Below are 26,678 nucleotides of genomic sequence, written 5' to 3'. Positions count from 1 at the left end.
GGACATTTGAACAAGGACGATCGTACTCGGGCCAGAGCGCGCCATGAGCCCGGAGCGAAGGGACGCCAACCGAGATGCCGTTCGATGTTTTGACCATGGGCCGCGTCGGAGTGGACGTGTATCCGCTCCAGACGGGCGTAGGGCTTGCGGAGGTGTCGACGTTCGGGAAGTACCTCGGCGGCAGCCCGACGAACGTCGCCGTCGCGGCGGCCCGCTACGGGCGGCGTACGTCGGTGATCACGAAGACCGGCGACGACCCCTTCGGCACGTTCGTGCGCACCGCTCTGGAGGGCTACGGCGTCGACGCCTCGTTCGTCGGCACGTCGGACGTCGCACCCACGCCGGTGACCTTCTGCGAGATCTTCCCGCCGGACGACTTCCCGCTGTACTTCTACCGCCTGCCCAAGGCACCGGACCTGGACATCCGCCCCGACGACCTCGATCTGGACGCGGTGGCGGCGGCCCGGATCTTCTGGGTGACCGGGACCGGACTGTGCGAGGAGCCCTCGCGGTCGGCGACGCTGGCGGCGCTCCAGCACCGGGCCGCGCGGGGAACGACGGTCTTCGACCTGGACTGGCGGCCCATGTTCTGGGAGGACACCGCTCAGGCGCGCGTGTACTACCGCGAGGCGCTCGCCCACACCACGGTAGCCGTCGGCAATCTCGACGAGTGCGAGATCGCGACCGGCGAGCGGGAGCCGCACGCGGCGGCAACCGCCCTGCTGGCGGCGGGAGTTGAACTGGCCGTCGTGAAACAGGGTCCCAAAGGTGTGCTCGCGGTCGGCCGCGACGGCGCGGTCGCCGAGCTGCCGCCGGTGCCGGTGGACGTGGTCAACGGGCTCGGCGCGGGTGACGCGTTCGGCGGGGCGCTGTGCCATGGGCTCCTCTCGGGCTGGGACGTGGCGCGGACGGTGGCGTTCGCCAACGCGGCGGGCGCCCTTGTGGCGGGCCGGCTGGCCTGCTCGGACGCCATGCCCACCGCCGAAGAGGTCGACGACAAGCTCCGCGAGGTGAACGGTGACGTCTGAGGAGAAGACCGTGCGCATAGGTGTCATCGGCACCGGCTGGATCGGACAGGAGCACATCCGGCGGCTCACCGATGTGATCGTCGGGGCCCGGGTCACCGGGGTGAGCGACATCGACGCGGAGCGCGCGGCGGAGGCGGCGCGCTACCCGGGCGCGCGGGTGCATCCGGACGGCGCCTCGCTGATCGCCGCCGAGGACGTCGACGCGGTGCTCGTCACCTCGTCGGGGCCGACCCACGCCGAGCACGTCCTGAACGCCGTCGCGGCGGGCAAGCCCGTGTTCTGCGAGAAGCCGCTCGCCACCACTCCCGAGGACTGTCTGAAGATCGTCGAGGCGGAGCGGGCGCACGGCAGCCGATTGGTCCAGGTGGGCTTCATGCGCCGCTTCGACCAGGGCTACCGCCAGCTGAAGGAGGTCATCGACGCGGGCCGGATCGGCACCCCGCTGATGGTGCACTGCGCGCACCGCAACGCGTCGTCCGTGGAGTCGTACACCTCCGACATGGCCGCGCACGACACGGCGGTGCACGAGATCGACGTGCTGCGCTGGCTCCTCGACGACGAGATCGTCTCCGCCCAGGTGATCGTGCCGCGCTCGACGACGCACAAGCACGCGCACCTCACCGATCCCCAGTTCATGCTCTTCGAGACCGCGCGGGGCGTCCGTATCGACCTGGAGGTCTTCGTCAACTGCCGCTACGGCTACGACATCCAGTGCGAGGCGGTCGGCGAGGAGGGACTCGCGCGGCTGCCCGACCCGGCGGCGGTGGGCGTGCGCACGGCGGGCGCGCACAGCACGGCGATCCTGCCGGACTGGACGGGCCGGTTCGCCGACGCGTTCGACACCGAGTTCCGCGAGTGGGTCGCGAACCTGGCCGCGGGCCGCGCCCCCACGGGCCCCTCCGCCTGGGACGGCTACGCCGCGACGGTCATCACCGACGCCGCCGTCGAGTCCCGCGTCTCGGGCCGGGTCGTCCCCATGGGCATCCCGAAGCGCCCGGACTTCTACGCGGCCGACGGCCGGCCGTGAGGATCGCCCGCGGCGGCACGGCATGGCGGCGCTCACCTACCAACCCACCGCCAGCGTCGCGACGACCGGCGCGAGATACAGCACTGGGAACGCGACCGTCTTGTAGGAACGCACACGCAGCACCGTGATCACCGCCCCGAGGAAGTACAAGGCCAGTCCGATCGCAGCCGCGATCCCGATGGCCGGCACGGCGAGCCCCACCAACAGGCCGGCCGCGCCGAGGAGTTTGGCCGCGGCGAGCCGGGTCCACCAGGCGTCGGGAACCCCGTAGGAGACAAGTGGTTCCACGACGAACGGGGCGCGGCGCAACAGCGAGACACCGGAGAAGCCGACCCAGAGGGCCGTCAGGACCGTGACGACGGTGGTGGTAGACATGCGGGCGTCCTCCTTCAGGACATGAGGCGTGCGGCGGCGGGGGGGGGAGAGAGAGAAGAAGGGAGGCCGTCCCGAGCCAAGGGTCCTCGCTGACGCTGGAGGCATCAACGGCCGTCTCGGTAACGAGCGATAATCCTCGGGTTAACGATCAGGAAGGGCGCAGGAGTGGAGCTGCGGGAGATCGAGATCATCCTGACGCTCGCGGACGAGCTGCACTTCGGGCGCACCGCCGAGCGGCTGCATGTCTCGGCGGCCAGAGTCAGCCAGGCGATCAGCACACAGGAGCGGCGCATCGGCGCTGCCCTGTTCGAGCGGACCAGCAGGTCGGTGCGGCTCACGCCGATCGGGCGGCGCCTGACCGAGGGCCTGCGCCAGGGGCAGGAGGCCATCAATGCCGCGATCGCGGAGGCCACCGCCGCGGCCCGCGGTGTCTCCGGCACGCTCACGCTCGGGGTGATGGGCGCGCTCGGCCATGAACTGCGCTCCCACATCGGTCACTTCGGCAAGCTGTACCCGGAGTGCGACGTCCGGCTCCAGGAGATCCACTTCAGCGATCCGTACGGGCCGCTGCGCAGCGGCGAGGTCGACATGCTGGTGCTGTGGCTGCCGGTCGTCGAGCCCGATGTGACCGTGGGCCCCGTGGTGCTGACGGAGGGCCGGGTGCTCGCGGTGTGGGCGGGGCACGAGCTGTCCGGGCACCCGGACGTCTCCATGGAGGATCTGGCGGGCCGCACCGTCTTCGACCTCGGCCCCGAGGTGCCGCGGGACTGGAGCGAGGCCATGCTCCCCACCCGTACGCCCAGTGGGAGCGCGGTCCCGCGCGGCCCCCGCGTACGCACCTTCCACGAGATTCTCACCCAGGTCGCCGCCCGCGCCGCGATCAGCCCGCTCAACGCGCACGTCCTGCGCTATTACCGCCACCCCGGCGTCGAGTTCGTGCCCGTCCGGGACGCGCCCGCGACCGAGTGGGCGCTGGTGTGGCGCACCACCGGCGAGACCGCGCAGCACCGGGCGTTCGCCGAGGCGGCGCGGGCGTTCGGGGCGCGCGGCACGGGGTAGGGACGGCGACCGGCACCTGGCCGGGAGGAGGCCGGCCGTTTACGCCGCGCGCGTCGGGGCAGGTGCCTCGGCCAACGGACGATGCTTGGTACGGCAGTTTTCCCGGGTCGAAGAGATCGAGGTCCATGTGTCGGTGAGGCTTGAGGCCGAGAACCTGTACAAGGTGTTCGGCAGACGACAGGCAGAAGCGGTCGAGCGGCTGCGCACCGGGGCCGACCGCGAGGAACTGCGGGCGGAAGGGACCGTCGCGGGCGTGATCGACGCCTCGTTCTCGGTGGAGTCCGGCAAGATCTTCGTCGTCATGGGCCTGTCCGGCTCGGGGAAGTCGACGCTGCTGCGGATGCTCAACGGCCTGTCCGAGCCGACCTCGGGACACGTGAAGTTCGACGGCCAGGACCTGACCGCCCTGACCGCCAAGGACCTGCGGGCGGTTCGTTCCCACAAGATCAGCATGGTGTTCCAGCACTTCGCGCTGTTCCCGCACCGCAGCGTGCTGGAGAACGCGGCCTACGGCCTCGCCGTGCAGGGTGTGCCGCGCCCGGAGCGCGAGGAGCGGGCGGCGGAGGCCCTCGAACTGACCGGCCTCAAGGGCTGGGAGAAGTCCTTCCCCGACGAGCTGTCCGGCGGCATGCAGCAGCGCGTCGGCCTGGCCCGCGCGCTGGCCACGGACGCCGACCTGCTGCTGATGGACGAGTCGTTCAGTGCCCTCGACCCGCTGATCCGGCGGGACATGCAGGACCAGCTGCTCGTGCTGCAGAGGCAGCTCAAGAAGACCGTCGTCTTCATCACGCACGACCTGAACGAGGCCATGCGCCTGGGCGACCGAATCGCCGTCATGCGCGACGGCCGCATCGTGCAGAACGGCACTCCGGAGGACATCCTGGTCCGCCCGGCCGACGACTACGTCGCCAACTTCATCCAGGACGTGGACCGTTCGCGGGTCCTGACCGCCGGTGCGGTCATGGAGTCCCCCGACGCGCTGCGCGCGAGTTCGGGCCGCCCGGACCTCACCGACACCGAACTCCTCGCGAAGGCCCCCGCCCGTGTCGGCCCCGACACCCCGCTCGCCGACCTGTTCGCGCCGTGCGCACAGCGGACCACCGAGGCCGTCGCCGTCGTCGAGGACGAGGTGCTGACCGGTGTGGTGAGCCAGCAGCGGCTGCTGGCCGTACTCGGCGAGGCCGTCAACGGCGACCGCGGCGGCGCCGAGGGCGGGAGCGCCGGGGACACGGTGGCGGCCCGCACCCCGTAGCCCTTCGCCAGGTCCGGCCGCTCACGCCGGCGGATCCTTGCGCCAGGTCCACCGCGCGTCGGGCGGCTCCTCGCCCAGCACGCGGAGCGCGTCGGTGGAGATCCGGGCGAGGAGGTCGACCTCGTCGAGGCCGAACCACATCTCGTGATTCTCCGAGCGCCCGCTGCGCCGCTGGTGGGTGTCCGGGTCGGACCAGCCGAGCGCCAGGAGCCGCTGCTTCTGTGCCTCGGTCGTCCTCCGGTACGCCGACGAAACGCATTCGGCGCCGAACCCGTCGTCCCACCTGATGAACTGCACGTAACGCCCCGTCTCCTGCCGGGACTTGGGGCGCCGCTGCCACCAGCGCCGCCCCGGGGCGTCGGACACCGGCTCCGGGTCCGGATCGGGCTCGGAGACCACCAGGGTGTCCTTCTCGCGCATACCGGCCACTTCCGCCCGCAGCCGCTCACGGAACTCGCTCCACGCCTCGTCCATCGGGCCAAGGTACCGGCACCGACCGCGAGGACACCCACTGCCGTGTCCCGCCACGCCCCCGGCCGTCCCGTCAGCGGACCTTCTTGATGGGAATCACCACCAGCGCGCCCACCACGCAGATCGCCGCGGCCACGTGCAGCATCGTCGCGTAGCCGTCGCCGCCGACCGTGGTGACGAGGAAGCCGGCGAGGCCCGGGGCCAGGGCCTGGGGGCCCGCGTTGGCGACGTTGAAGACACCGAGGTCCTTCGCCGCGTTGTCCGGGTCGGGCAGGACGTCCATGACCAGGGCGATGTCGACGCCGATGTACATGCCGTAGCCGAGCCCGAGCACCAGCTCCGCCCAGTAGAAGGCACCCACGGTGTCCACGTGCACCAGCATGTACGTACCGATGCCGAAGAGCAGGGTCGCCGCCCCCACGAACACCTTGCGGCGGCCCGTCTTGTCCGAGAGCCATCCCGCGGTCTGCGAGGCCACCATCAGGGCGACCGTGTAGACGAGGATGCCGGTGGCCATCGCACCGGTGGCCTCGCCCGCGGACAGGTCGAGCTGGTGCTCCAGATACAGGAGCCGGAACGTGGTGAACATGTACGACGCCAGGATCACCAAGAACCGGGAGGCGAACGCCCAGCCGAAGTCGGGGTGTTGGCGCGGGTTCACCCAGAACGTCTTGAGCGCGGTGCGCCAGCCGCCGTCGGTCCGCGGGCGCTCGCGCAGCGGGACGTCCGGGAGCAGCACGGCGTACAGGACCATGGCGGCGAGGCCCACGAGGCCCGGCACCATGAACAGCAACAGCATGTCCCGGCCGAGGAGTTGACCGGCGTACGCGGCGCCCAGCACGCCGGCGTTCTGCATCAGGCCGATGAGTCCTGAGACCTTGCCGCGCTGGCGGCTGGGCACCTGGTCGGCGACCGAGGCCAGGTAGGCGGCGAGTGCGGCGTTGGCGCACACCTGGGCGCAGAACCAGGCGACCGCGACGGTGGCCACGTTGGGGGCCAGGGCGATCACCAGCAGGCAGCAGGTGAGTCCGGCGGCGCCCGCCACCAGCCAGGGGCGGCGGCGCCCGAAGCGACCCGTGGTCAGATCGCTGATCCGGCCGAAGACCGGGTTGGCGAGGAAGGCGCCGACCGCGCCGACGGAGGAGACGGTCGCCAGGGCGGTGATGGCGTCGCCGTCGACGGTGAGCGTCTGGAGCTTGAGGGTGAGGCTGACGTAGACGGGCGTGAGGAGCGCGAGGTAGAGGCCGGCCTGGGCGATCGCCAGGAAGACGAGAAGCCGGGGCGAGGCCTTGCGTGTGGGCGGCGGTATGGCCGGCGCGGTGTCCGGTGCGGCGACGTGCGTGCTGTCGCCCGGGGGTGCGGATCGCGCGGTCTCGGGGCCGTGCGGGGTGGATCCCATGGTTCGCCTCCTTGCGAGCCTGGGCCGATGGGGGGCGTCGGGGCCGGGACACCGTGGGCAGGCGTGTGTGGGGGCGGTGTCCCGTCCGACGGAAGCGCACTGGGCGCTCGTGGGAGCCGTCAGGCCGTCGTGCGGCCGTGCTCCAGCAGCGCGTCCCTGTTGCGCTTCAGGAGGTCGAAGCGGTCCAGCTCCGTGGTGTCGATCTCGGCGATGTGCCAGGCCAGGGACGGGCCCCCCGCCTCGATGGCGCCGGGGACGTCGACGTCGCCCGTGCCGATGGGGGTCTGCGGCTCCTGGCGCACCGCCTTGCCGTCCTTGAGGTGTGCGGCCACCACGCGGCCGTCGAGCGCGCGCAGCACCGCCGCCGGGTCCTGGCCCGCGACGGTCGCCCAGTACACGTCGAGTTCGGCGAGGACCTGCGCGCCGGTCAGCTCCCAGAACACGTCGTAGCCGCTGCGGCCGTCGGGCAGCGTCGTCCACTCCAGTTCGTGGTTGTGGTAGCCGAGGCGGATGCCGTGCCCGGCCAGTTCGGTGGCGGCCTCGTCGACACGGGCGGCGAACCGGGTCAGGGTGTCCAGGTCGCCGAACACGTCGCGGCCGAAGTGGTCCCCGCCGTCGAAGCCCTCGACGAGACCGGGGATCGGGATGAAGACGGTGTCGGTGCCGAGGACGCGGCACTCCTCGGCGAGGGTGGCGAGGCCGTCGGCGGCGATCGACGCGTGCAGGGAGCAGACGGACAGGCCCGCCGCGTCCAGGTCGGCGCGGAGCGCACGGGCCTTGGCCAGGCGCTCTTCCGCGGGGGTGCGCCAGTCGCCGAGGCCGAAGGGCTCGACGTGCCGGTAGCCGAGGTCGGCGAGGCGGGCGAGGGTGCCGGGGCGGTCCCTGTCCAGGTCCTCCCGGAGGCTGAACAGCTGGACGGCGAGGGTGGCGGTGGGCTGAGGGGTGGTGGCCATGGTGTGTCGGTCCTCCGGTCAGTCGACGATCAGCGGGCGGAGCGTGCTGTGGGCGATGTCGAGGCCCTGGACGATCTTTTCCGGGGTGCCGCCCCAGACGGGGTCCTCGTGCTCGACGGAGAGGGTGCCGGTGAAGCCGTGCTCGTAGAGCCGGTCGAGCACCGTGCCCCAGTCGACCTGCCCGCGCCCGGGGACGCGGTAGCGCCACCAGCCCATGTCCCAGGCGTTCTTGGACCGGTCGCGTGCGGGCCCGAAGTGGCCGTAGCGCTGCCGGTCGTGCGGGCGCAGCTCGACGTCCTTGGCCTGGGCGTGCACGATCCGGTCCGCGTACGGCGCGATGGTCTCCACCGGGTCGATGCCGATCCAGGTGAGGTGCGAGGGGTCCCAGTTGAGGTACAGGCCCAGGTCGAACATCCACTCCCACAGCTCCGGGGAGTAGGCGAGGTTGCCGGGGTAGCCGTCGGGGTGCCAGCCCTCCATCACGCAGTTCTCGATGATGAGCTGCACGCCGCGCTCGCCCGCGTAGTCCACCAGCTCCGGGAAGATGCGCTCGGCCTCGGCGAGGTTCTCCGCGACCGGCTTCGTCCAGTCGCGGCCGATGAACGTGCCCACGTACGGGATGCCGAGGCGCTGCGCGGTGTCGATGGCGTGCCTGAGGTGGGTGCCGTAGGCGGCGCGCTGGGCGGGGTCGGGGTGGAGGTGGTTCTCGTAGTAGGCGAGCGCGGAGATCTCCAGGCCGTGCCGGTCGAGGAGGGCGCGGGTGCGTTCCTCGTCCTCGCCGGTGAAGGTGGCGACGGGCAGGTGGGCGGCCTCGAAGTCGCGGCCGCCCGTGCCGGGCCAGACGGCGACTTCGAGGGCCTGGTAGCCGCGGCCCGCCGCGTATGCGGCGATCTTGTCGAGGTCCCAGGAGGGGAGGCAGGCGGTGAGCATGCCGAGCTTGATCCGACTCGACGTGAGTTCACTCATGGTCAGTTCACCTTTGTCCAGGTGCCGTTGGCGGACGATGTGAGGAAGGCGTCGACGAGGCGTGCGGAGCGCAGCCCGTCGGCGAAGAGCGGGAGCCCTTCGGGTGCCTCGCCGGTGGTGACGGCCGCGTACACGTCGGTGACGAACGCGGCGAAGCAGTCGACGTAGCCCTGCGGGTGGCCGGGCGGCACGACGTTGAGGCGCCGCTGCTCGGGAGAGGTGCGGCCCGCGCCGCGGTGCAGGATCCGGGAGGAGTCCTCGCCGCCGAGCCAGAGGGTGTCGGGGTTCTCCTGGTCGAAGACGGCGCTCCCGGCGGAGCCGTCGAGTTCGAACCAGAGGCGGTTCTTGCGGCCGGCGGAGACCTGGGACACCACGGTCGAGGCGAGCGTCCCGTTCTCGGTGCGCAGGAGCAGCGCGGCGGCGTCCTCGGTGGTGACGGTGGCCCGCGCCCCCGAACCGGCTGCCCCGGAGAAGGACTTGGCGCCCGTGCCGGGACGTTCGGGGACGGTGACCGTGCGGTGCGCGGTCAGTTCCGTGAAGCGTTCGCCGGTGACCCATTCGACGAGGTCGCACCAGTGCGAGCCGATGTCGGCGAAGGCCCGGGAGTCTCCCCCGGCCCCCGGGTCCACGCGCCAGCCGGACGCGTCGGGGTCGAGCATCCAGTCCTGCAAGTAACTGCCGTGCAGGAGCTGCCAGTTGCCGAACTCCCCTGCTCGGGCCCGGTCGCGCAGTTCCCGTACGAGGGGGTGGTAGCGGTACACGAACGGGACGGCGGCGACCGTCCCGGCCCGGTCGGCGGCACGCACCAGGCGTTCGGCGTCGGCCGCCGAGGTCGCCAGGGGCTTCTCGCACACCACGTGCTTGCCCGCCGCGAGGGCGCGTTCCGCGTACGCGGCGTGGGTGCGGTTGGGGGTGCAGATGTGTACGACGTCGACGTCCCCGTCGGCGAGGAGGTCGTCGAAGTCGCCGTAGGCGGCGACGGGTCGGCCGGGCGCCGTCCAGTCGGCGGCGACCTGCACGGACCGCTCCGGGGTGGAGGCGAGCACACCGGTCAGGGTGCCTCCCGATGTGCGGATCGAGCGCCGGTGCACCTCGGCGATCATGCCCGCGCCGACGATCGCGGAGCGAGGTGTGGGTGGTGCGGGCGGGGCCATCGAGGCCGCCCTCCTTTCGACGTCGACACATGACGCCGTGCACACCGTCGGCGGAGGTAACTCGTCCCGGTCATGAACGTAGGACATCCAATTTGGCCCTGACAAGCGAAAGTTACTGCATCTTGAGAGTCATAAATCGCGGGGAGCGCGTACGGTGTGCAGCCATGTCCACCTCGACACTCCCCCGCGCCCGCCTCTCCGTGCCCACCCTGCGGTTCCGGGACGGCGGCGGGCTGCTGTACTCCACCCTGGCCCGCCTCATCGCGTCCGGCACCGCCGTGCACCGCGCCGACCTGGTGGAACGCGCGGGTCTGGCCCGCTCGACGGTCACCCGGCACCTGGACGCGCTGATCGAGGCCGGGGTGGTCGCCGAGGGCGGAGGCGCCGCCCGCGCGGGACGAGGGCGCCCGCCCCAGCTCCTGACGCTCAACCCGCGCGCGGGGCTCGTGGCCGCGGCGGACATCGGGGCCCGCGACGCCCGCCTCGCCGTCGCCGACCTCTCGCAGAACCCGCTGGCCACAGGACACATAGCCGTCGATCTGGCGCAGGGCCCCGGGGCGGTGCTCGGCGAGGTGGAGGCGGCCCTGCGCGAGCTGCTCGCCGCCGCGGCCGACGGAAGCGTCCCGCTGTGCGCGGTGGCGGTCGGCCTTCCGGGCCCCGTCGATCACGCCGCCGGGGCGCCGGTCCGGCCGCCGATCATGCCGGGCTGGGACGGGTATCCCGTGGGCGACGCGCTCGCGGAGCGCTTCGGCTGCGCGGTCCTCGTCGACAACGACGTGAACCTGATGGCCCTGGGCGAGGCCCGCAGCCTGCCCGAGGACCAGCTCCCGCTGCTGTTCGTGAAGGTGTCGACCGGCATCGGCGGCGGCCTGGTCTCGGCCGACGGCGAACTGCACCGCGGGGCGGACGGCGCGGCGGGCGACATCGGACACCTGCCGGTCACCTCCGGTGGCGCCTCGAAGGTGGTGTGCCGCTGCGGGAAGAGCGGCTGCGTGGAGGCGGTCGCCTCGGCGGCGGTGATGGCCCGCCACCTCAACGCGACCCGCGCGGCTTCGGGTTCGCAACTGAGCGGCACCGGCGACCTGGCCCGCCTCGTGGCGCACGGCGACCCCGAGGCACTGCGCGTCGTGCGTGCGGGCGCCGAGCGGATCGGCGAGGTGGTGGCCCTCCTGCTGCACGTCTACAACCCGGCCCGTGTGGTCCTCGGCGGAGCCCTCGCAGGAGCGGGCGACGAACTGCTCGCCGGGGTGCGCGCGGTCGTCTACCGCCAGGCGCTCCCCCTGGCCACCCGCAGGCTCGTCCTCGAACCCAGCACCCTCGCCGACCGGGCAGGGCGGGTCGGCGGCACGGTCCTCGCCGTGGAACATGTGCTGTCACCGGACGGCGTGGTGGACCTCATGGAGCGCAGGCTCGGGCGGAGCACGAAGAGCACTGCCGACGCCACGAGTTGACGCGCGCACCCTTGACATCCCCCACCCCCGGTGTTTGATTGTCGCGAGATCGTGCACTTCGCGGCGGAGGACTCGTCCCCCGAACCCACCCCGCGCGAAGGGACGTCACACCCCATGAGCCGCAGCGTCAACGTCGGCATACTCGGCACCGGTTCGATCTTCCGGGCCTACGCCGCCGGCATCGCCACCCTCCCCGAGCTGACCGTCACCCGCGTCGCCGACGTGGACCTGGAGCGGGCCCGCACGGCCGCCGCCGAGTTCGGCATCCCGGCCGCGGGCACCACCGAGGAACTGCTGGCCGACGACGACGTGGAGATCGTCGTCAACATCACCCCGCCCGCCGTGCACGCGCCCCTCAACGAGGCCGCACTGCGCGCCGGAAAGCACGTCTACACCGAGAAGCCGCTGGCCGCGACCACCGAACTCGCGCGCGCCAACCTCGTCACCGCGACCGAGACGGGCCGCACGCTGGGCGGTGCCCCCGACACGTTCCTCGGCACGGCCGGGCAGACGGCGCGCGCCGCGATCGACGACGGCCTGATCGGGACGCCGTTCGCCGCGACCAGCTTCGTCCGCTCCAGCCGGGTGCAGTCGTGGCACCCGAGCCCCGGCTTCTTCTTCCGGGCCGGCGGCGGGCCCGTCCTCGACTGGGGGCCGTACCATGTGGCCGCCCTGGTCAACCTGTTGGGCCCGGTGCGCGATGTCATGGGTGCCAACGCCATGGCCGAGAGGGAGCTGGCGGTGACGGCTCCCGAGCGGACCGTCGAGTCGGTGCCGGTGGAGGTGCCCACGCACGCCACCTCCATCCTCCGCTTCGACTCGGGGGTGCTGGCGACGGTGATGTACTCCTTCGACGTGTGGGACACCGAGCTGCCGCACCTGGAGATCTACGGCACCGGCGGCACGCTCTCCCTGCCGGACCCCAACACCTTCGACCGTCCGGTGCGCATCAAGCGCCGGGGGGACACCGAGTGGAGCGAACTCCCGGCGGTGACCGCGGCGAAGGCGCCCGCGACCGGCCCGTTCCGCGGGCTCGGTGTCCTCGATCTGGCCCGGCACCTGGACGGCGGCCCGCACCGTGCGTCCGGCGAGTTCGCCTTCCACGTCCTGGACGTCCTGGAGCGGATGTCCCTCGCGTCCCCGGAGTCCGGGGCGCTCACGGTGCTGTCGTCCGTGAAGCGGCCGGCCCCGCTGGACCGGCCCTGAGGCACCGACCGGCCTACGGGTAGAAGTGCGTGAGCGACTCCGCCACGCACGCCGGCTTCTCGGAGCCCTCCAGCTCGAAGGTGAACGCCCGCGTCATCTGCACCCCGCCCCGTGCCACCTCCGTCACATCGGCGACGGAGGCGTGCAGCCGCACGCGGCTGCCGACGGGCACGGGGGCCGGGTAACGGACCCGGTTGACACCGTAGTTGAGGGCCCGGCCGACGCCCTCGACCCGGAGCAGTTCGCCGAACATCGGGATGCCCCAGCTGAGCACCATGTAGCCGTGGGCGATGGTGCGTCCGTACGGGCCGGAGGCGGCGCGCTCGACGTCGGTGTGGATCCACTGGTGGTCCCCGGAGACGTACGCGTACGCGTCGATGAGCTCCTGGGTGATCTCCTTCCAGTCGGAGTGCCCCAGATCGCGCCCGGCGAGGCGGAGTACCTCCGGGATGCCATGGACGGTCAGAGGCATGGTCAGGCTCCGTTCGTGGTTGCGGTCGCGAGGCTCTGCCCCGGACCCCGCCGGCTCTCGTCCTCAAGCGGGGCTTCACATGCCAGTTCGTCGTGGTTGGGGCGCTTGAGCAGGAGGAGCATGCAGCCCAGCGTCAGCGCGACCTGGAACAGGGCGTAGGCGATGACCGCGGTGATGGACCCGGTCTTGTTGAGCAGGAACTGGCCGATGATCGGGGTCGTGCCGCCGAGCAGTGTGCCGCACAGCTGGTAGCACAGGGAGATGCCGGTGTAGCGCAGGTGGGCGGGGAAGCGGCTGGCGAGCATGCCGGCGAGGGCCGCGTAGTACAGGCAGTGCGGGATGGTGGCGACGGCGACGCCGAGCATCGCGAGGCCGTAGTTGTTGGTGCCGATGAGGAGGAACATCACCGGCAGCAGCACCAGTTCGGGCACCAGCATGACGGTGACCGCGCGCGACCAGCTCTTCATCCTGGTGGCGAGCACGGCGCCGAAGGGCTGGACGACGACCTGCGTGATGTTGGCGACGAGGATGATCGTCAGGAACGAGCTGCGGTCGAAGTCGAGTGACGTGGTGGCCCAGGACAGGGCGAACGTCGACTTGAAGTACGTCGCGGACAGGCCGATGGTGCAGGCGCCGATGCCGAGGGCGATCAGGCCGGGGTGGCTGCGCAGCACCTCGCTGATCGGCAGCTTGGCGACTTCCTTCTTCTCGATGAGCTTGGCCATGGCCGGGGACTCGGCGACCTTGAGGCGGACCAGGAGGCCGACCAGGACGAGGACGGCGGAGGCGAGGAACGGCACGCGCCAGCCCCAGGACACGAAGGCGTCGTCGGGCAGCTGGCTGATGGCGAGGAAGCTCAGCGTGGCCAGGGTGTTGCCGACGGGCGAGCCCTGCTGGGCGAACGCCCCGTACAGCACCGACTTGCCCTTGGGCGCGCTCTCGGAGGCGATGAGGACGGAGCCGCCCCATTCGCCGCCGAGGCCGATGCCCTGGATCATGCGGATGCAGACGAGCAGGATCGGTGCGGCGACGCCGATGGAGGCGTAGCTCGGCAGCAGGCCGATCGCGGTGGTGGAGATGCCCATCATCAGGAGCGTGATGACAAGGGTCTTCTTGCGGCCGAGGCGGTCGCCGAAGTGGCCGAAGACGATGCCGCCGATGGGCCGGGCGAGGAAGCCGACCCAGAAGGTGGCGAAGGCGACCAACGTGCCGATGGCGCCTTCCAGTTCGGGGAAGAACACCTTGTCGAACGCGAGCGCCGCCGCGGTGCCGTAGATGTAGAAGTCGAACCACTCGATGGTGGAGCCGACGAAGGCACCGAATCCTGCTCTGTTGGCGGTTCTGGTCTCCGCACGTGAGGTGGCGGTGGACGCACTCATGGGTCGCTCCGTGAACGTCGTTGATCAAGCGGATGGGGACGGGGGGAACTGCGGGCGGAACGTGGGGAGTTGTTACGCGGCGACGCGCTCGAAGACCGCGGCGAGGCCCTGGCCGCCGCCGATGCACATGGTCTCCAGGCCGTAGCGCGCCTGGCTGCGGTGCATCTCGCGGGCGAGTGTGGCGAGGATGCGGGCGCCGGTGGCGCCGACGGGGTGACCGAGGGAGACACCGGAGCCGTTGACGTTGACGCGCTCCTCGTGGTCCTTCTCGCCGAGGCCCAACTCACGGGTGCAGGCGAGGACTTGGGCGGCGAATGCCTCGTTGAGCTCGATCAGGTCGAGGTCGGCGAGGGTGAGTCCGGCGCGCTCCAGGGCGGCGCGGGTGGCCGGGACGGGGCCGATGCCCATCGTCGCCGCGGGAACGCCCGCGCGGGCGAAGGAGACGAGACGGACCAGCGGGGTGAGGCCGAGGCGTTCGGCGGTGGCGGCGCTGGTGACGAGGCAGGCGGCGGCCGCGTCGTTCTGTCCGCTGGCGTTGCCCGCGGTGACGGTGGCCTCGGGGTCGGACTTCGCCATGATGGGCCGCAGCTTGGCGAGTTGCTCGGCGGTGGTGTCGGGGCGCGGGTGCTCGTCGGCGCTGACGACGGTGTCACCCTTGCGGCCGCGTACGGTGACGGGCACGGTCTCCGCGTCGAAGCGGCCCTCCTGGGCCGCGCGGGCGGCGCGCTGTTGCGAGCGCAGGGCGAGGGCGTCCTGGTCGGCGCGGCTGATGCCGTACTCGCGGCGCAGGTTCTCGGCGGTCTCGATCATGCCGCCGGGCACCGGGTGGTGGATGCCGCCCGCGGTGACCCGGCCGCGCGCCAGCGAGTCGTGGAGCTGGAGGCCCGGGCCCTTGATGCCCCAGCGGCCCTCGTGCGTGTAGTACGGGGCGGCGCTCATCACGTCGACGCCGCCGGCGATGACGACCTCGCTGAACCCGGCCCTGATCTGCATGGCGGCGTCGAGGACGGCCTGAAGTCCGGATCCGCAGCGCCGGTCGATCTGGGCGCCGGTGACGGTGTCGGGAAGGCCGGCGTCCAGGGCGGCGACGCGGCCGATGGCCGGGGCGTCGGAGGAGGGGTAGGCCTGTCCGAGGATCACCTCGTCGATCCGGTCCGGGTCGATGCCGGTGCGTGCGACGAGTTCGGACACGACGCGCGCGGCGAGCGCGGCGGGGGTCTGCCCGGCGAAGGCGCCGCCGAAGCGCCCGATGGGGGTGCGCAGTGGTTCGCAGATGACGACATCGGCCTGTTCGGGCACGGCGGAACACCTTTCGGGCGGCTCAGGGAGGTGAGCCGACCATCGCACCCCACCGCTGAGTCGGTCCAATACCAAGTTTTCGATCCATCAAGACGGACGGCGTCTCAATCACCCCGCATGCGGCGGCCTTACGGGGTCGGCAGTGCCTCCTCGCAGACGGCGAGCACCGCACGCAGGGCGGCGGAGGGGTTGTCGGCCCGCCAGGCGAGGGCCGCCTGGCGCCGGATGGGCGGTCCCGCGAGGGGCCGGTAGACGAGTCCGGTCTGCTGGATGTGCCGCACCGAGGACACCGTGAGCGTGACACCGACGCCCGCCGCGACGAGCGCCAGGATCGTGTACGAGTCGGGCGCCTCCTGCACCACGCGCGGATTGAACCCGGCGGCCTCGCACGTCTCGACCATGGCGTCGCGGACCGTGGACCCGGCGTTCGCGGGGAAGGAGACGAAGGGTTCATCGGCGAGGATGCCGATGGGGATCTCGTCGAGCGCGGCGAGGTGGTGGTCGGAGGGCAGCGCACACAGCAGCTCCTCCTCGTCGATGACCCGGTGGGCGACGCCCGGCTGGGTCACCGGAAGCCGCACGAAACCGAGGTCAAGCGAGCCGTCCGCGACCCGGTCGAGCGCGACGTTGGCGTACGTCTGGCCCTTCATGACCAGCTCGATGTCCGGGTGCGCGGCCCGCACCGCGCGGGTGAGCCGGGGCAGCGTCTCGTGACTGGAGGCACCGGCGAACCCGATGGTGACCCGGCCGAACTCCCCGCGCCCGGCCGCCTTCGCCGCCCGCACCGCCGTGTCGAGGTCGTCGAGCACGGTCCGTACGGGTTCGAGGAAGGACTCCCCCGCGCTCGTGAGGCGCACGGAGCGGGTGTTGCGCTCGAAGAGCTGGACGCCGAGCTCCTTCTCCAGCTGCCGGATCTGCTGGCTCAGCGGCGGCTGCGCCATTTGCAGCCGCTTGGCGGCCCGGCCGAAGTGCAGTTCCTCGGCGACGGCGGTGAACGCGGTGAGATGACGCAGCTCCACGAGCCCGCCCCCTTCATCCATCGGGAGATTCATTAATCAGGAGTCTTGATCCGACCTTAATTTGGTATTGGACGGCAATCAATAGGCGCTGACACGGTAGGGCGACCACTACGCACTCACGGAGGAGCACCGTGTCACCCAAGGTCATGTCGATGAAGGAGGCCATCGCCACCTTCGTGCACGACGGCGCCACCGTCAGCATCGAGGGCTTCACCCACCTCGTCCCCACCGCCGCCGGACACGAGATCATCCGGCAGGGCCGCAGGGACCTCACGGTCGTCCGGATGACGGCGGACATCGTCGTGGACCAGATGCTCGCCGCGGGCTGCGTCTCGCGCCTCGTCTCCTCCTTCGTCGGCAACTCCTCCGCCGGTTCGCTCGGCGAGCTGCGCCGCAGGATCGAACGCGCCGACCCGGCGCCGCTCGCCTTCGAGGAGTACAGCCACTACGGGATGATCTGCCGCTACCTGGCCGGCTCCCAGCGACTCCCGTTCTTCCCGCTGCGCTCCTACGGCGGCAGCGACCTGCCCGGCATCAACAGCGCGCTGCGGAAGGTGACCTCGCCCTACCCGGGGCCGGACGGCGAACCCGAGCAGATCTACGTCGTACCGCCTGTGAACCCGGACGTCACGATCATCCACGCGCAGCGCGCCGACCGCCGGGGCAACACCCAGATCTGGGGCCTCACCGGCATCCAGGCCGAGGCGGTGTACGCGGCCGACAAGGCGATCGTCGTGGTCGAGGAGCTCGTCGAGGACGACGTGGTCCGCTCGGACCCCAACCGCACGCTCGTCCCGGCCCACGCCGTGGACGCCGTCGTGGTGTGCCCGCGCGGCGCCCACCCGTCGTTCGCGCAGGGCTATTACGACCGCGACAACGCCTTCTACCGCGCCTGGTCGGGCATCAGCAAGGACCCGCAGCGCCTCCAGGACTGGCTGGCGGAGTGGGTGTACGGAACGGCCGACCACGCCGAGTACGTCGCCAAACAGGGCGAGGAGTTCTGGGCGGGCCTCGCGGTCGGCGAGCTGCTCAGCGAACCGGTGAACTACGGACGGCGACTGTGAGCGCGACACACGACAAGGACCTGACCACCATGACTGCTGCCACGCCCGGGACCGCCGAGACGGTCACCTCCTCGGAGCTGCTCTCCGTCGTCGCCTCACGTGAACTGGCCGCCCGCCGCACGGTGTTCGCGGGCATCGGCCTGCCCACCCTCGCCACCGAACTGGCCCACCTGACGGTCGCCCCGCAGATCGAGGTCGTCTACGAGTCCGGGGTGTGCGGGGCGCACCCCTCGCACCTGCCGGAGACCATCGCGGACGCCGTGCTCATCTCGGGTGCGGAGGCGGTGCTGTCGATGCCGGCCCTGTTCGGCAGCGTGTTGCAGGGCGGACACATCGACGTCGGCTTCCTCGGCGCCGCGCAGATCGACCGCTGGGGCAACCTCAACACCTCGGTCATCGGCGACTGGGAGAGCCCGCAGGTGCGGCTGCCCGGGTCCGGCGGCGGCATCGAGGTGATGGCCAATTCCCGTGAGGTGTTCGTCGTGATGCGCCGCCACAACCCGCGCTCCTTCACCGAGACCCTCGACTTCTGCACCACGCCGGGACCGGACCGCGCGCTCGCCGAGGGAATCCGGCCGCTGGGTGTCGGTGTCACGCGGGTCATCACCGAGCTGGGCATCCTGGCCCGCGAGGGCATCGGAGAGGAGCTGCGGCTCACCGCCGTGCACCCCGGTGTCACCGTCGAGCAGGTCAAGGAGGCCACGGGCTGGGACCTCCAAGTGGCCGACCACGTCGGGACGGTGGAGCCGCCGAGCGCGGCGGAGCTGCGGCTCCTTCGTGAGGACGTCGACCCGGGCCGCGTCTACCTCCGCTGACACATCCCCGTACACCCCTACTGCGAAAGGTCCCACCTGTCATGCGTATCAGGATCGTCGGCGCCGGAGCCATGGGCCGCGGCATCGCCCAATGGGCGGCGAGCGCCGGACACACCGTCGAGCTGGGCGATGTCCGGGCGGAGGCGGTGCGGGAGGCCGTCGATTTCGTGCGGTCGATGCTGGACCGCGCGGTCGCCAAGGGCCGCATGAGTGCCGACGACGGCGCGGCGTCGGTGGCACGCCTTGTCCCGCTGGACGACCCCTGGGCGCCGGGCCCCGACGTGGACCTTGTGATCGAGGCCGTACGGGAGGACCTGGACACCAAGGCGGAGGTCTTCGGGAAGCTGGAGCGGGCGCTCCCGGCCACCACCGTCTTCGCCACCAACACCTCGTCCCTCTCGGTGACCCGGATCGCGGCGACGCTCGACGACCCGACGCGCCTGGCGGGCCTGCACTTCTTCAACCCCGTGCCGCTGATGCGGATCGTGGAGGTGGTGCCGGGCGCCGCGACCCGCCCCGAGATCGCCCCCGCGCTCACGGCACTGGTCGAGGGCTGCGGGCACCGCGCCGTCACGGTGGCCGACACCCCCGGCTTCCTCGTGAACCACGCGGGGCGCGGTCTGGTGACCGAGGCACTCGCGCTCCTGGAGGAGTCGGTGGCTCAGCCCCAGGACATCGACCGCGTCGCGCGCGACGTACTGGGCCTGCGGATGGGCCCGTTCGAGCTGATGGACCTCACCGGACTCGATGTCACGGCGGCCGTCATCGACTCGATCTGGCAGGGGTTCCGCAACGAACCCCGCCTGCGCCCGTCCTACCTCACCCCGAACCGGGTGACGGCGGGCCTGCTCGGCCGCAAGACCGGGCGGGGCTGGTACGCGTACGGCCCCGACGCCCCCGACACCACCACGGAGGCGCCGGTGACGGGGAACGCGGACCGGCCGGTGTTCGTGGCGGGCGGCGACGCGGCGCTGCGCGAGGCCCTGACCGCGTCCGGCGCCACCGTGGAGACCGGCGAGACGCCGTCGGCCGACGCCCTCGTCCTGGTCCCGGTCTGGGGCACCACCGTGGCCGAAGCCGTCGCCGCCCACGGACTCCCCGCCGCCCGCACGTTCGGCGTGGACCCGCTGTCCGTGGCGAGCGGCCGACGTGTGCTGTCGGTGACCCCGGCGGCCGACCCGGCCGCCGCGCGTGACGCACGCGCCGTACTGGCCCGCGGCGAGCACACGGTGACACTCGTCCGTGACACCGCCGGGTCGGTGGCCCAGCGCCTGCTCGCCTCCGTGGTGTCGGTCGCCGCGTCCATCGCCGAGCGCTCCCTCGCCGCCCCCGCGGACATCGACCTGGCGGTGACGCTCGGCCTCGGCTACCCCGTCGGCCCGCTGGCCTGGGGCGACCGCGTGGGCGCCGCCCGCATGCTGGACCTGCAACGGTCCCTGCACGCGAGCACCGGCGACCCCCGCCACCGCCCGACCCGCTGGCTCACCGAACGCGCCCTGCTGGGGCTGCCGTTGACCGAGGCGGGCACGGCGCCCCAGGAGTGCCTCGGCTGACCTCACCAGTCGTGCACGCCCCCGTCCTTCAGCCGGTTGACCGGCAGGTACCTGCGCTCGTACGGGAACCGCTCGGCGGCCTTCTCGTCGAACTCGACGCCGATGCCGGGGCGGTCGCCGGGGTGCATGAGTCCGTCCTCGAAGGTCCAGGACGTGTGGAACACCTCCTCGTAGCCGGGGAGGTGGGCCATGTACTCCTGCATGCCGAAGTTCGGGATCGTCAGGTCGAGGTGGAGCGCGGCGGCGAACGAGGCCGGGGAGAGATCACCCGCTCCGTGCGAGCCGGAGCGCACCCCGTACAGCTCCGCGAGGGAGAAGATCCGGCGCAGGTGGGTGATGCCGCCCGCGTGGGAGACGGAGGCGCGGATGTAGTCGATCAGCCGGTTGGTGATGAGGTGCTGGCAGTCCCAGATCGAGTTGAAGATCTCGCCGACCGCGAGCGGGGTCGTGGTGTGCTGCCGGATGAGCCGGAAGGCCTCCTGGTCCTCGGCCGGGGTCGGGTCCTCGATCCAGAACAGGCGGTACGGCTCCAGGGACCTGCCGAGCCGGCCCGCCTCGATCGGGCTGAGCCGGTGGTGGACGTCGTGCAGCAGGTGGAAGCCGTAGCCGAACTCCTCGCGGACGGCGGCCATGTACTCGGGCACGAAGTCCAGGTAGGCGCCGGTGTCCCAGACCTCCTCGGTCGGCAGGTTGCCGTCGGCGGGCTCGTAGGTGTCGCCGTCGCCCTTGCGCATGCCGTAGACGCGCTCCAGGCCGGGCACCGCCGCCTGGGCGCGGACCGCACGGAAGCCCTTGTCGCGGAATCGCCGTACGTCGTCGAGCAGTTCGGGGATCGTGTTGCCGCTGGCGTGGCCGTAGACGGTGACACCGTCGCGGGCGGCGCCGCCGAGCAGCTGGTAGACGGGGAGGTTCGCGACCTTGCCCTTGATGTCCCACAGGGCGACGTCGACGGCGGCGACGGCCGTCATGGTGACCGGGCCGCGCCGCCAGTAGGCGCCCTTGTACAGGTACTGCCACAGGTGCTCGATGCGGGCCGGGTCCTGGCCGATGAGCGTGGGGCAGACGTGGTCGCGGAGGTAGGAGGCGACGGACAGCTCGCGGCCGTTGAGGGTGGCGTCGCCGATGCCGGTGACTCCGTCGGACGTGGTGATCTTCAGGGTGACGTAGTTGCGGCCGGGGCAGGTGACGAAGACCTCGGCGGACGTGATGGTGGCGGGCATGTGGTGCCGTTCTCTCGTGGGGGCGTCGTCGGATGGTGTGTCAGCCGCGGGCGGCGGACCGCAGCGCGGCCTCGGCCCCGTGCGCGTCCAGAGTCCGCGCGAACTCGGCGACCGCGTCGGCGAACTCCGGGTGCTGCGCCGCCTCTTGGGGCAGCAGACCGCCTTCGGCGAGCAGCAGGCGGGCCTTGGCGTCGGGGCCGCTCGCGCGGGAGGCCAGTTCGGTGAAGCGGGCGCGGGCGCCGTCGTGGACGGTGCCGAGACTCCGCTCGTCGTACGCGTCGTCGGCCGTGATCACTCGCGCGTACGCGGCGAAGCCGAGCGCGAGGACATGTGGCACGTGCCCTGCGGCCAGCGCCTCGGCGATCGTTCCGGCCCAGCGGACGGGGATCTTCAGGGAGCCGTCGGAGCCGACCTGGGCGGTGCGGTGACCGAGTGCCGGATTGGCGAAACGGTCGAGGAGTTCACCGATGTAGGTGTCCCCTGACATGCCGTCGGGTTCGGGAACGGTCGGCAGGATCTCCTCGCGCATCGCGAACTCGACGGCTCCACCGAGGAGTTCGTCGTCCACGGCCTGGTCGATGGAGCGGTGGCCGCGCAGCAGTCCGAGGTAGGCGAGCAGCGAATGGGCGCCGTTGAGCAGGCGCAGCTTCATCAGCTCGTACGGCGCCACGTCCTTGGCGAACACCGCGCCCGCCTGCTCCCAGGCGGGCCGCCCGGCGCGGAAGTCGTCCTGCATCACCCACAGTCTGTACGGCTCGGCGGGCACCGGCACCGTGTCGCGGACGCCGAACGCGCGGGCGACCAGGTCCCTGTGTTCGTCGGTGGTGGCGGGGGCGATCCGGTCGACCATGCTGTTCGGCGTCGAGACGGAGACGTCGACGTACGCCTGGAGGTCCTCGCGCTCACCGGCCGGCAGCTCGGCGGTGAAATCCGCCAGCAGGGAACGGAGTCGGTACCCGTTCTCCATGAGGTTGTCACAGCTGAGAACGGTCGCGGGCGGGGCGCCCGCCCGCAGTCGTTGTTGCAGCCCGCGCGCGATGAGGCCGAGCGCGGTGCGCGGTGTACCGCCCGCGAGGTCGGCCCTGATGAGCGGGTCGTCGAGGTCCAGGCGGCCGTCGGCCGCGAAGGTGTAGCCCTTCTCCGTGACCGTGAGGGAGACGATGCGGGTGGTGGCGGCGGCGATGGCGGCGACCACGTCCGCGCCCTGCCCGTCGGCGACCAGGCCCGGATGGTGGACGCCGGGCACGCTCGCGGCGACGGCGCCGTCGCGCTGCAGGGTGAGCACGGCGTAGAGGCCGTCCTGGGCGGCCATGCCCTCGATCAACGGCCGGGGCCGGGTGCCGGGCGTGGTGGAGACACCGGTGATCCCCCATGGGCCATCGGTGTGCCGCAGCGCATCGGCGGTGTACACGGCCTGGTGGGCGCGGTGGAAGTTGCCGAGCCCCAGGTGCACGATGCCGGACTCGGGTGTCGGCGGCGGCAGTCGGAGCCCCGCGACCGGCAGCGCGGCCCGCGTCATGCGCGGCAGCGCGCGGTGCTGCGCGCTCACACGACCACCTCGCCGGGCGTGACGAGCACCTTCATCTGCGTACGGTCGGTGAGCGCGGTGTGCAGCGCCTCGTCCGCCCGCTCCAGCGGGAACTCGGCGGTGACCAGCCCGTCGAGGCGTACCCGTCCTGACCCGGCGAGCCGCACCGCGGCCGCGAAGTCCCCTGCGGCGTAACGGAAGGAGGTGAGCAGGGCCATCTCCTGGCGTTGCATCCAGGCCAGCGGCAGTTCGGTCTCCGGGCGGTTGGGGTTGCCGACGACGACGGCGGTGCCGCCGGGGCGCAGCGCGCGGATCCCGGAGACGAGGGCGGGGCCGACGCCGGAGCAGTCGAGGACGGTGTCGTAGCCCTCGGGGTCGGCGAGCGCGTGCGCCCGGTCGGGGTCGGGTGTCAGTGCGGTCGCATCGATGGTCTTGGCGCCGAGCCGGGCCGCGAACTCCCGGCGCGCGGGGGCGACGTCGGACACGGTCACGAGCGCTCCACAGGCGGCGGCGACCTGGGCGACGAGCACACCGATGGGTCCTGCGCCGGTGACCAGGACGCGCTCGCCGGGTGCGGCGGCGGCGCGGCGCACGGCGTGCACGGCGACCGCGAGGGGTTCGACGAGCGCGCCCAGCTTCACGTCCATGCCCGCGGGCAGCGGGTGCACGAAGTCCCGTGGTACGGCGAGGTGTTCGGTGAGCGCGCCGTCGGTTGGCGGCGAGCCGAAACAGGTGCCCTTCGGGCACAGGTTGTAGCGCCCGGCCCGGCACAGGGCGCAGCGCCCGCAGGGGTGTGCCGGCTCGACGGCGACGGGCGTGCCGTGGGGCAGGTCACCGGCGTCCGCGCCGTGGCCGACGACGTACCCGGCGGGTTCGTGGCCGAGGACGGTCGGCTGCCGCAGCACGTTGGGCCCGTTCTCGCCGTGCTCGTAGTAGTGCAGATCGGAACCGCACAGGCCGACGGCACGGACGGCGACGAGCACCTCGCCGTCACCCGGCTCGGGCACCGGACGGTCTTGTGTGCGCAGGTCCTTGGGCCCGTGCAGCACGGCGGCGCGGTGCGTGGTGGTGGCCACGGGGGCGCTCCTCTCTCTCGTACGGAAGGTGTTGCCGAAGGTGTCAGGCGCGGACCGGCAGCGGCTCGACGCGCTTGATGACGAACGCGTAGGTCAGGGCGCCGACGATCGACAGGGCGCCGGAGACGAGCAGCGGCACCAGATACGAGCCGCCGGAGGCCGCCAGCAGGAAGCCGGTGACGATCGGGCCGAGGACACCGGCGACGTTCGAGGCGAAGTTCTGGATACCGGCGAGGGAGGCGACGTGCCCCGCGCTGGGCGCGACATCGGCCGGGAGCGAGGCCACGGACGCGGTGGAGAAGGTCAGCGAGGCGTAGCTCAGGGAGAGCAGCGCGAGCGCGCCGGACGCGGTCGGCACGACGACGGCGAGCGCGATGACCGACGAGCACAGGGTGCCGGAGATCAGGCAGGTCTTGCGGACCTTGGTGATGGACCAGCCCTTGCGCAGCAGCCGGTCGGCCGTGTAGCCGCCGAGCAGCGAGCCCACGATGGCGACGAGGCCGGGGACGGTGCCGAAGAAGCCGAGCGAGAGGAGGTCGAACCCGCGCTCGTCGACGAGGTAGCTGGGGAACCACGTGATGAAGAAGTAAATGACGTAGTTGAGGCAGAAGAAGCCGAGCATCATGCCCCAGACCGTCCGGTACCGGAACAGGTCGCGCCAGCGCACCTTGGGCGCCTCGCCCTGATCGGCGGGTGTCTCCTCGACGCGGGCGCCGCCGGCCTCGATGTACTCGCGCTCCTCGTCGCTGAGCCTCGGGTGGTCGGCGGGCTCGTGGTAGAGCCGCCACCAGCCGATGATCCACAGGAAGCCGAGCAGTCCGCAGACGACGAAGGCGACCCGCCAGTGGAAGGCGGAGACCAGCGCCGTGACGAGCGGCAGGGCGATGGCGGTGCCGACCCGGGCGCCGTTGTCCCAGACACTGTTGGCGAGGGTGCGTTCATGCCTCGGGAACCAGCGTGAGACGGCCTTGGCGGCGGCCGGATACCCGCCGGCCTCGCCCGCGCCGAGCAGCATCCGCGCCCCGACGAGCGAGCCGACGCCGCGCACCAGGCCCATGCCGATGGTCGCCAGGGACCACCAGATCGCGCCGAGCGCGAAGACCCGCTTCACGCCGTACTTGTCGAGGAGCGCACCGGCGGGCAACTGGCAGATCGCGTACGTCAGGAAGAACGCGCTGAGGACGAAGCCCTGGGTCTCGGGGCCGATGTGCAGGTCCTTGGACATGGCGGGCAGCGCGACGCTGAGCGTGGAGCGGTCGAGGTAGTTGACCGCGAGACCGCCGAAACAGAGCACGACGATGCCCCAGCGGACGTTCTTGCCGCGGCCTCGGGGACGGGGTGGCGGGGTCGTGCCGGACGGCGTCGTCACCTGGGGGCCGGTGACGGGGTGGCTGGTCATCGTTGACCTCCGGTCGGGAGCGGGCCTGTCACTTTCTACCCGCGCCATCACTTACATACAAGGCTTGTATGTAAGAACTTGTATGGAAGAATTTCCGCAGCTGAGGTGAGAAGGTGACGGCATGCGGGACGAGCAGCGACGAAACACGAAGACGGCACGGCGCACGGCGGAGGCCGCGACCCCCCGGGAGTCCAACCGGGTACGGGTGCACGCGACGATCCGCGCCCGCATCACGTCTCTCGAGCTGCTGCCGGGCGCCCCGCTGTCGGAGAACGAGCTCGCCGCGGAGCTCGACGTCAGCCGCACGCCGGTGCGCGAGGCGCTGATCCTGCTCGGCGAGGAGTCGCTGGTCGACATCTTCCCGAAGCTCGGCACGTTCGTCTCACGGATCAGCGTCGACGCCGTCCTGGAGGCTCAGTTCATGCGCGAAGCGCTCGAACTGGCCGCGCTGCGCGAGGCGGTGAAGCGGGCCGACGGCGAGGACGTCGCGGCGCTGCGCGCGATCCTCGACGCGCAGCGCGCCGCGTTCGATGCGGCGGACGACGATCTGTTCTTCGAGGAGGACGAGGCGTTCCACCGCCGCCTGATGGAGGCCAGCGGCCACCGCACCCTGTGGCGCACGGTCACCACGGCCAAGGCCCACCTCGACCGCGCCCGCCGCCTCAGCCTGCCGCTGCCCCGCCGCATCGAGCACCTCATCGACGAGCACCGGGCCGTGGTCGACGCCCTGGAGCGACGCGACGCGGCCCGCGCCGAGGAGGCGCTGCGCAGTCACCTCCAGGGCGTGTTCGACGACATCGGCACGATCCAGGCGGAGCGCCCCGAACTCTTCGTCCAGTCGGCGGAGTTGCCCCCGCCCAGCAGGCCCCGCGCCCACCCCGGACTGCGCACCTGAACGCTCAGGCCGTGTGCCTCAACCCGTCCAGAGTAAGGTCGAGAAGCCGTTCGGCCTGGGCGCGCTGTGCGGGCTTCGCCGAGGTGAGGGCGATGCCGGCGAGGGCGGCGAAGATGTCGCTCGTGGGGATGTCGGAGCGGATCGCCCCGGCGCGCTTGCCGGCCTCCATCAGCTCGGCGATGGACGCCTCGATCATGTCGCGGCTGTGCCCGTACGGATTGCCGCCCTCGGCGGCCATGGCGCGCAGCGCGTCGGCCATGCCGTGCTTGGCGCTCGCGTAGTCCATGAAGCGGCGGGTCCACGCACGCAGCGCCTCGAACGGTGAGTGCGCCGCGAGCAGCCCGGGCACGGCCTCGCAGAGCTGGGCCACCTCGTTGCGGTAGGCCGCTTCGATCAGGGCCTCGCGGGTCGGGAAGTTGCGGTACAGGGTCGCGCTGCCGACGCCCGCGACCTTGGCGATGTGCTCCAGACTCGCGTCGAGGCCGTCCTCGGTGAACACCCGCACCGCCGCGGCCAGGATCTTCTCCCTGTTGCGTCGCGCGTCCGCCCTGAGCGGCCGCTGAGCGCCTCGGTCCATCACCGGTCCCCTTCGTACCCGCTTGCCAAGTGGAGGGTACC

Annotated in this window: 25 protein-coding genes; 10 read left to right on the top strand and 15 right to left on the bottom strand. The window is 71.9% G+C overall.

What is annotated here, in order from left to right; genetic code table 11:
* Nucleotides 1-74: 74 nt before the first annotated feature.
* Both iolC and ACNYS0_RS37290 read left to right on the top strand, forming a co-directional pair.
* Nucleotides 75-1,028 (top strand): 5-dehydro-2-deoxygluconokinase, encoded by a 954-nt coding sequence (iolC, locus tag ACNYS0_RS37295; RefSeq protein WP_422480344.1) that lies wholly within the window; start codon nt 75-77, stop codon nt 1,026-1,028.
* Nucleotides 1,018-2,055, top strand: coding sequence for a Gfo/Idh/MocA family protein (locus ACNYS0_RS37290; RefSeq protein WP_422480342.1), 1,038 nt, complete (start codon nt 1,018-1,020; stop codon nt 2,053-2,055). Before iolC ends, ACNYS0_RS37290 begins: the two co-directional genes overlap by 11 nt.
* A 36-nt stretch (nt 2,056-2,091) precedes the next feature.
* Here ACNYS0_RS37290 and ACNYS0_RS37285 read toward each other — a convergent pair whose 3' ends face one another.
* Nucleotides 2,092-2,430 carry a DoxX family protein gene (locus ACNYS0_RS37285; protein WP_422480340.1) on the bottom strand — a complete coding sequence of 113 codons (339 nt, stop codon included), beginning with the start codon at nt 2,428-2,430 and terminating at the stop codon, nt 2,092-2,094.
* A 165-nt stretch (nt 2,431-2,595) separates the two neighbouring features.
* On the opposite strand from ACNYS0_RS37285, the gene ACNYS0_RS37280 reads away from it, so the two are divergent.
* Together ACNYS0_RS37280 and ACNYS0_RS37275 are read left to right on the top strand one after the other, a co-directional pair.
* Nucleotides 2,596-3,489, top strand: coding sequence for a LysR family transcriptional regulator (locus tag ACNYS0_RS37280; protein ID WP_422480338.1), 894 nt, complete (start codon nt 2,596-2,598; stop codon nt 3,487-3,489).
* 127 nt (nt 3,490-3,616) lie between these two features.
* The gene (locus ACNYS0_RS37275; RefSeq protein WP_422480336.1) at nt 3,617-4,741 is read left to right on the top strand and encodes a quaternary amine ABC transporter ATP-binding protein; all 1,125 of its coding nucleotides are present in this window, start codon (nt 3,617-3,619) and stop codon (nt 4,739-4,741) included.
* A 21-nt stretch (nt 4,742-4,762) separates the two neighbouring features.
* On the opposite strand, the gene ACNYS0_RS37270 is transcribed toward ACNYS0_RS37275, so the two are convergent.
* From ACNYS0_RS37270 to ACNYS0_RS37250, 5 genes are all read right to left on the bottom strand, one after another.
* Complete coding sequence (locus tag ACNYS0_RS37270; protein ID WP_422480334.1) at nt 4,763-5,215, bottom strand: TY-Chap domain-containing protein; 453 nt, start codon at nt 5,213-5,215, stop codon at nt 4,763-4,765.
* A gap of 70 nt (nt 5,216-5,285) precedes the next feature.
* Nucleotides 5,286-6,611 carry an MFS transporter gene (locus tag ACNYS0_RS37265; RefSeq protein ID WP_422480332.1) on the bottom strand — a complete coding sequence of 442 codons (1,326 nt, stop codon included), beginning with the start codon at nt 6,609-6,611 and terminating at the stop codon, nt 5,286-5,288.
* A 119-nt stretch (nt 6,612-6,730) separates the two neighbouring features.
* Nucleotides 6,731-7,564, bottom strand: coding sequence for a sugar phosphate isomerase/epimerase family protein (locus ACNYS0_RS37260; protein WP_422480330.1), 834 nt, complete (start codon nt 7,562-7,564; stop codon nt 6,731-6,733).
* An 18-nt stretch (nt 7,565-7,582) separates the two neighbouring features.
* Complete coding sequence (locus ACNYS0_RS37255; protein ID WP_422480328.1) at nt 7,583-8,530, bottom strand: sugar phosphate isomerase/epimerase family protein; 948 nt, start codon at nt 8,528-8,530, stop codon at nt 7,583-7,585.
* A 2-nt stretch (nt 8,531-8,532) separates the two neighbouring features.
* Nucleotides 8,533-9,684 (bottom strand): Gfo/Idh/MocA family protein, encoded by a 1,152-nt coding sequence (locus ACNYS0_RS37250; protein ID WP_422480326.1) that lies wholly within the window; start codon nt 9,682-9,684, stop codon nt 8,533-8,535.
* 164 nt (nt 9,685-9,848) lie between these two features.
* On the opposite strand from ACNYS0_RS37250, the gene ACNYS0_RS37245 reads away from it, so the two are divergent.
* Nucleotides 9,849-11,135 carry an ROK family transcriptional regulator gene (locus ACNYS0_RS37245; RefSeq protein ID WP_422480324.1) on the top strand — a complete coding sequence of 429 codons (1,287 nt, stop codon included), beginning with the start codon at nt 9,849-9,851 and terminating at the stop codon, nt 11,133-11,135.
* 114 nt (nt 11,136-11,249) lie between these two features.
* On the top strand, nt 11,250-12,341 hold the full coding sequence (locus ACNYS0_RS37240; RefSeq protein ID WP_422480322.1) for a Gfo/Idh/MocA family protein: 1,092 nt from the start codon (nt 11,250-11,252) through the stop codon (nt 12,339-12,341).
* 13 nt (nt 12,342-12,354) lie between these two features.
* Here ACNYS0_RS37240 and ACNYS0_RS37235 read toward each other — a convergent pair whose 3' ends face one another.
* The 4 genes from ACNYS0_RS37235 to ACNYS0_RS37220 form a co-directional block, all read right to left on the bottom strand.
* On the bottom strand, nt 12,355-12,813 hold the full coding sequence (locus ACNYS0_RS37235) for a MaoC family dehydratase (RefSeq protein ID WP_422480320.1): 459 nt from the start codon (nt 12,811-12,813) through the stop codon (nt 12,355-12,357).
* Between the two features lie 2 nt (nt 12,814-12,815).
* Nucleotides 12,816-14,192: an MFS transporter gene (locus ACNYS0_RS37230; RefSeq protein ID WP_422480318.1), complete on the bottom strand. Its 1,377-nt coding sequence runs from the start codon at nt 14,190-14,192 to the stop codon at nt 12,816-12,818.
* A gap of 72 nt (nt 14,193-14,264) precedes the next feature.
* Nucleotides 14,265-15,491: an acetyl-CoA C-acetyltransferase gene (locus ACNYS0_RS37225; RefSeq protein WP_422480316.1), complete on the bottom strand. Its 1,227-nt coding sequence runs from the start codon at nt 15,489-15,491 to the stop codon at nt 14,265-14,267.
* A 128-nt stretch (nt 15,492-15,619) separates the two neighbouring features.
* On the bottom strand, nt 15,620-16,510 hold the full coding sequence (locus tag ACNYS0_RS37220) for a LysR family transcriptional regulator (RefSeq protein WP_422405512.1): 891 nt from the start codon (nt 16,508-16,510) through the stop codon (nt 15,620-15,622).
* Between the two features lie 146 nt (nt 16,511-16,656).
* Between ACNYS0_RS37220 and ACNYS0_RS37215 the strand changes: the two genes are divergently transcribed.
* From ACNYS0_RS37215 to ACNYS0_RS37205, 3 genes are read left to right on the top strand one after another with little or no spacing between them, the layout of a single operon-like run.
* Nucleotides 16,657-17,574 (top strand): CoA transferase subunit A, encoded by a 918-nt coding sequence (locus ACNYS0_RS37215; RefSeq protein ID WP_422482873.1) that lies wholly within the window; start codon nt 16,657-16,659, stop codon nt 17,572-17,574.
* Between the two features lie 29 nt (nt 17,575-17,603).
* Nucleotides 17,604-18,389: a CoA-transferase subunit beta gene (locus ACNYS0_RS37210; RefSeq protein ID WP_422482872.1), complete on the top strand. Its 786-nt coding sequence runs from the start codon at nt 17,604-17,606 to the stop codon at nt 18,387-18,389.
* A gap of 41 nt (nt 18,390-18,430) precedes the next feature.
* On the top strand, nt 18,431-19,942 hold the full coding sequence (locus ACNYS0_RS37205) for a 3-hydroxyacyl-CoA dehydrogenase (RefSeq protein WP_422480314.1): 1,512 nt from the start codon (nt 18,431-18,433) through the stop codon (nt 19,940-19,942).
* Nucleotides 19,943-19,944: 2 nt separating this feature from the next.
* On the opposite strand, the gene manD is transcribed toward ACNYS0_RS37205, so the two are convergent.
* The 4 genes from manD to ACNYS0_RS37185 are packed head-to-tail and all read right to left on the bottom strand — an operon-like array spanning nt 19,945 to nt 25,165.
* The gene (gene manD, locus ACNYS0_RS37200) at nt 19,945-21,162 is read right to left on the bottom strand and encodes a D-mannonate dehydratase ManD (RefSeq protein WP_422480312.1); all 1,218 of its coding nucleotides are present in this window, start codon (nt 21,160-21,162) and stop codon (nt 19,945-19,947) included.
* A 40-nt stretch (nt 21,163-21,202) separates the two neighbouring features.
* On the bottom strand, nt 21,203-22,711 hold the full coding sequence (locus ACNYS0_RS37195; protein WP_422480310.1) for a mannitol dehydrogenase family protein: 1,509 nt from the start codon (nt 22,709-22,711) through the stop codon (nt 21,203-21,205).
* Nucleotides 22,708-23,766, bottom strand: coding sequence for an alcohol dehydrogenase catalytic domain-containing protein (locus ACNYS0_RS37190; protein WP_422480308.1), 1,059 nt, complete (start codon nt 23,764-23,766; stop codon nt 22,708-22,710). Before ACNYS0_RS37190 ends, ACNYS0_RS37195 begins: the two co-directional genes overlap by 4 nt.
* A gap of 43 nt (nt 23,767-23,809) precedes the next feature.
* Entirely contained in the window at nt 23,810-25,165 is a 1,356-nt protein-coding gene (locus tag ACNYS0_RS37185) for an MFS transporter (protein WP_422480306.1), read from the bottom strand.
* Nucleotides 25,166-25,286: 121 nt separating this feature from the next.
* On the opposite strand from ACNYS0_RS37185, the gene ACNYS0_RS37180 reads away from it, so the two are divergent.
* Nucleotides 25,287-26,060, top strand: a complete 774-nt coding sequence (locus ACNYS0_RS37180) for a GntR family transcriptional regulator (RefSeq protein WP_422480304.1) — start codon at nt 25,287-25,289, stop codon at nt 26,058-26,060.
* Nucleotides 26,061-26,064: 4 nt separating this feature from the next.
* Here the strand turns inward: ACNYS0_RS37180 and ACNYS0_RS37175 are convergent, their stop codons facing one another.
* On the bottom strand, nt 26,065-26,637 hold the full coding sequence (locus tag ACNYS0_RS37175; protein ID WP_422480302.1) for a TetR/AcrR family transcriptional regulator: 573 nt from the start codon (nt 26,635-26,637) through the stop codon (nt 26,065-26,067).
* Nucleotides 26,638-26,678: the final 41 nt, after the last annotated feature.

Origin of the sequence: Streptomyces anthophorae (assembly GCF_049310305.1) — a bacterium.
In the GTDB taxonomy this organism is placed as follows: Bacteria; Actinomycetota; Actinomycetes; order Streptomycetales; family Streptomycetaceae; genus Streptomyces.
This window is presented reverse-complemented; position numbering and strand designations above follow the sequence as displayed.

Coding starts and splice junctions, on each gene's coding strand:
- iolC (WP_422480344.1), top strand. CDS start 75: ATGCCGTTCGATGTTTTGACCATGGGCCGCGTCGGAGTGGACGTGTAT.
- ACNYS0_RS37285 (WP_422480340.1), bottom strand. CDS start 2,430: ATGTCTACCACCACCGTCGTCACGGTCCTGACGGCCCTCTGGGTCGGC.
- ACNYS0_RS37270 (WP_422480334.1), bottom strand. CDS start 5,215: ATGGACGAGGCGTGGAGCGAGTTCCGTGAGCGGCTGCGGGCGGAAGTG.
- ACNYS0_RS37265 (WP_422480332.1), bottom strand. CDS start 6,611: ATGGGATCCACCCCGCACGGCCCCGAGACCGCGCGATCCGCACCCCCG.
- ACNYS0_RS37260 (WP_422480330.1), bottom strand. CDS start 7,564: ATGGCCACCACCCCTCAGCCCACCGCCACCCTCGCCGTCCAGCTGTTC.
- ACNYS0_RS37255 (WP_422480328.1), bottom strand. CDS start 8,530: ATGAGTGAACTCACGTCGAGTCGGATCAAGCTCGGCATGCTCACCGCC.
- ACNYS0_RS37250 (WP_422480326.1), bottom strand. CDS start 9,684: ATGGCCCCGCCCGCACCACCCACACCTCGCTCCGCGATCGTCGGCGCG.
- ACNYS0_RS37245 (WP_422480324.1), top strand. CDS start 9,849: ATGTCCACCTCGACACTCCCCCGCGCCCGCCTCTCCGTGCCCACCCTG.
- ACNYS0_RS37240 (WP_422480322.1), top strand. CDS start 11,250: ATGAGCCGCAGCGTCAACGTCGGCATACTCGGCACCGGTTCGATCTTC.
- ACNYS0_RS37235 (WP_422480320.1), bottom strand. CDS start 12,813: ATGCCTCTGACCGTCCATGGCATCCCGGAGGTACTCCGCCTCGCCGGG.
- ACNYS0_RS37230 (WP_422480318.1), bottom strand. CDS start 14,192: ATGAGTGCGTCCACCGCCACCTCACGTGCGGAGACCAGAACCGCCAAC.
- ACNYS0_RS37215 (WP_422482873.1), top strand. CDS start 16,657: ATGTCGATGAAGGAGGCCATCGCCACCTTCGTGCACGACGGCGCCACC.
- ACNYS0_RS37210 (WP_422482872.1), top strand. CDS start 17,604: ATGACTGCTGCCACGCCCGGGACCGCCGAGACGGTCACCTCCTCGGAG.
- ACNYS0_RS37205 (WP_422480314.1), top strand. CDS start 18,431: ATGCGTATCAGGATCGTCGGCGCCGGAGCCATGGGCCGCGGCATCGCC.
- manD (WP_422480312.1), bottom strand. CDS start 21,162: ATGCCCGCCACCATCACGTCCGCCGAGGTCTTCGTCACCTGCCCCGGC.
- ACNYS0_RS37185 (WP_422480306.1), bottom strand. CDS start 25,165: ATGACCAGCCACCCCGTCACCGGCCCCCAGGTGACGACGCCGTCCGGC.
- ACNYS0_RS37180 (WP_422480304.1), top strand. CDS start 25,287: ATGCGGGACGAGCAGCGACGAAACACGAAGACGGCACGGCGCACGGCG.
- ACNYS0_RS37175 (WP_422480302.1), bottom strand. CDS start 26,637: ATGGACCGAGGCGCTCAGCGGCCGCTCAGGGCGGACGCGCGACGCAAC.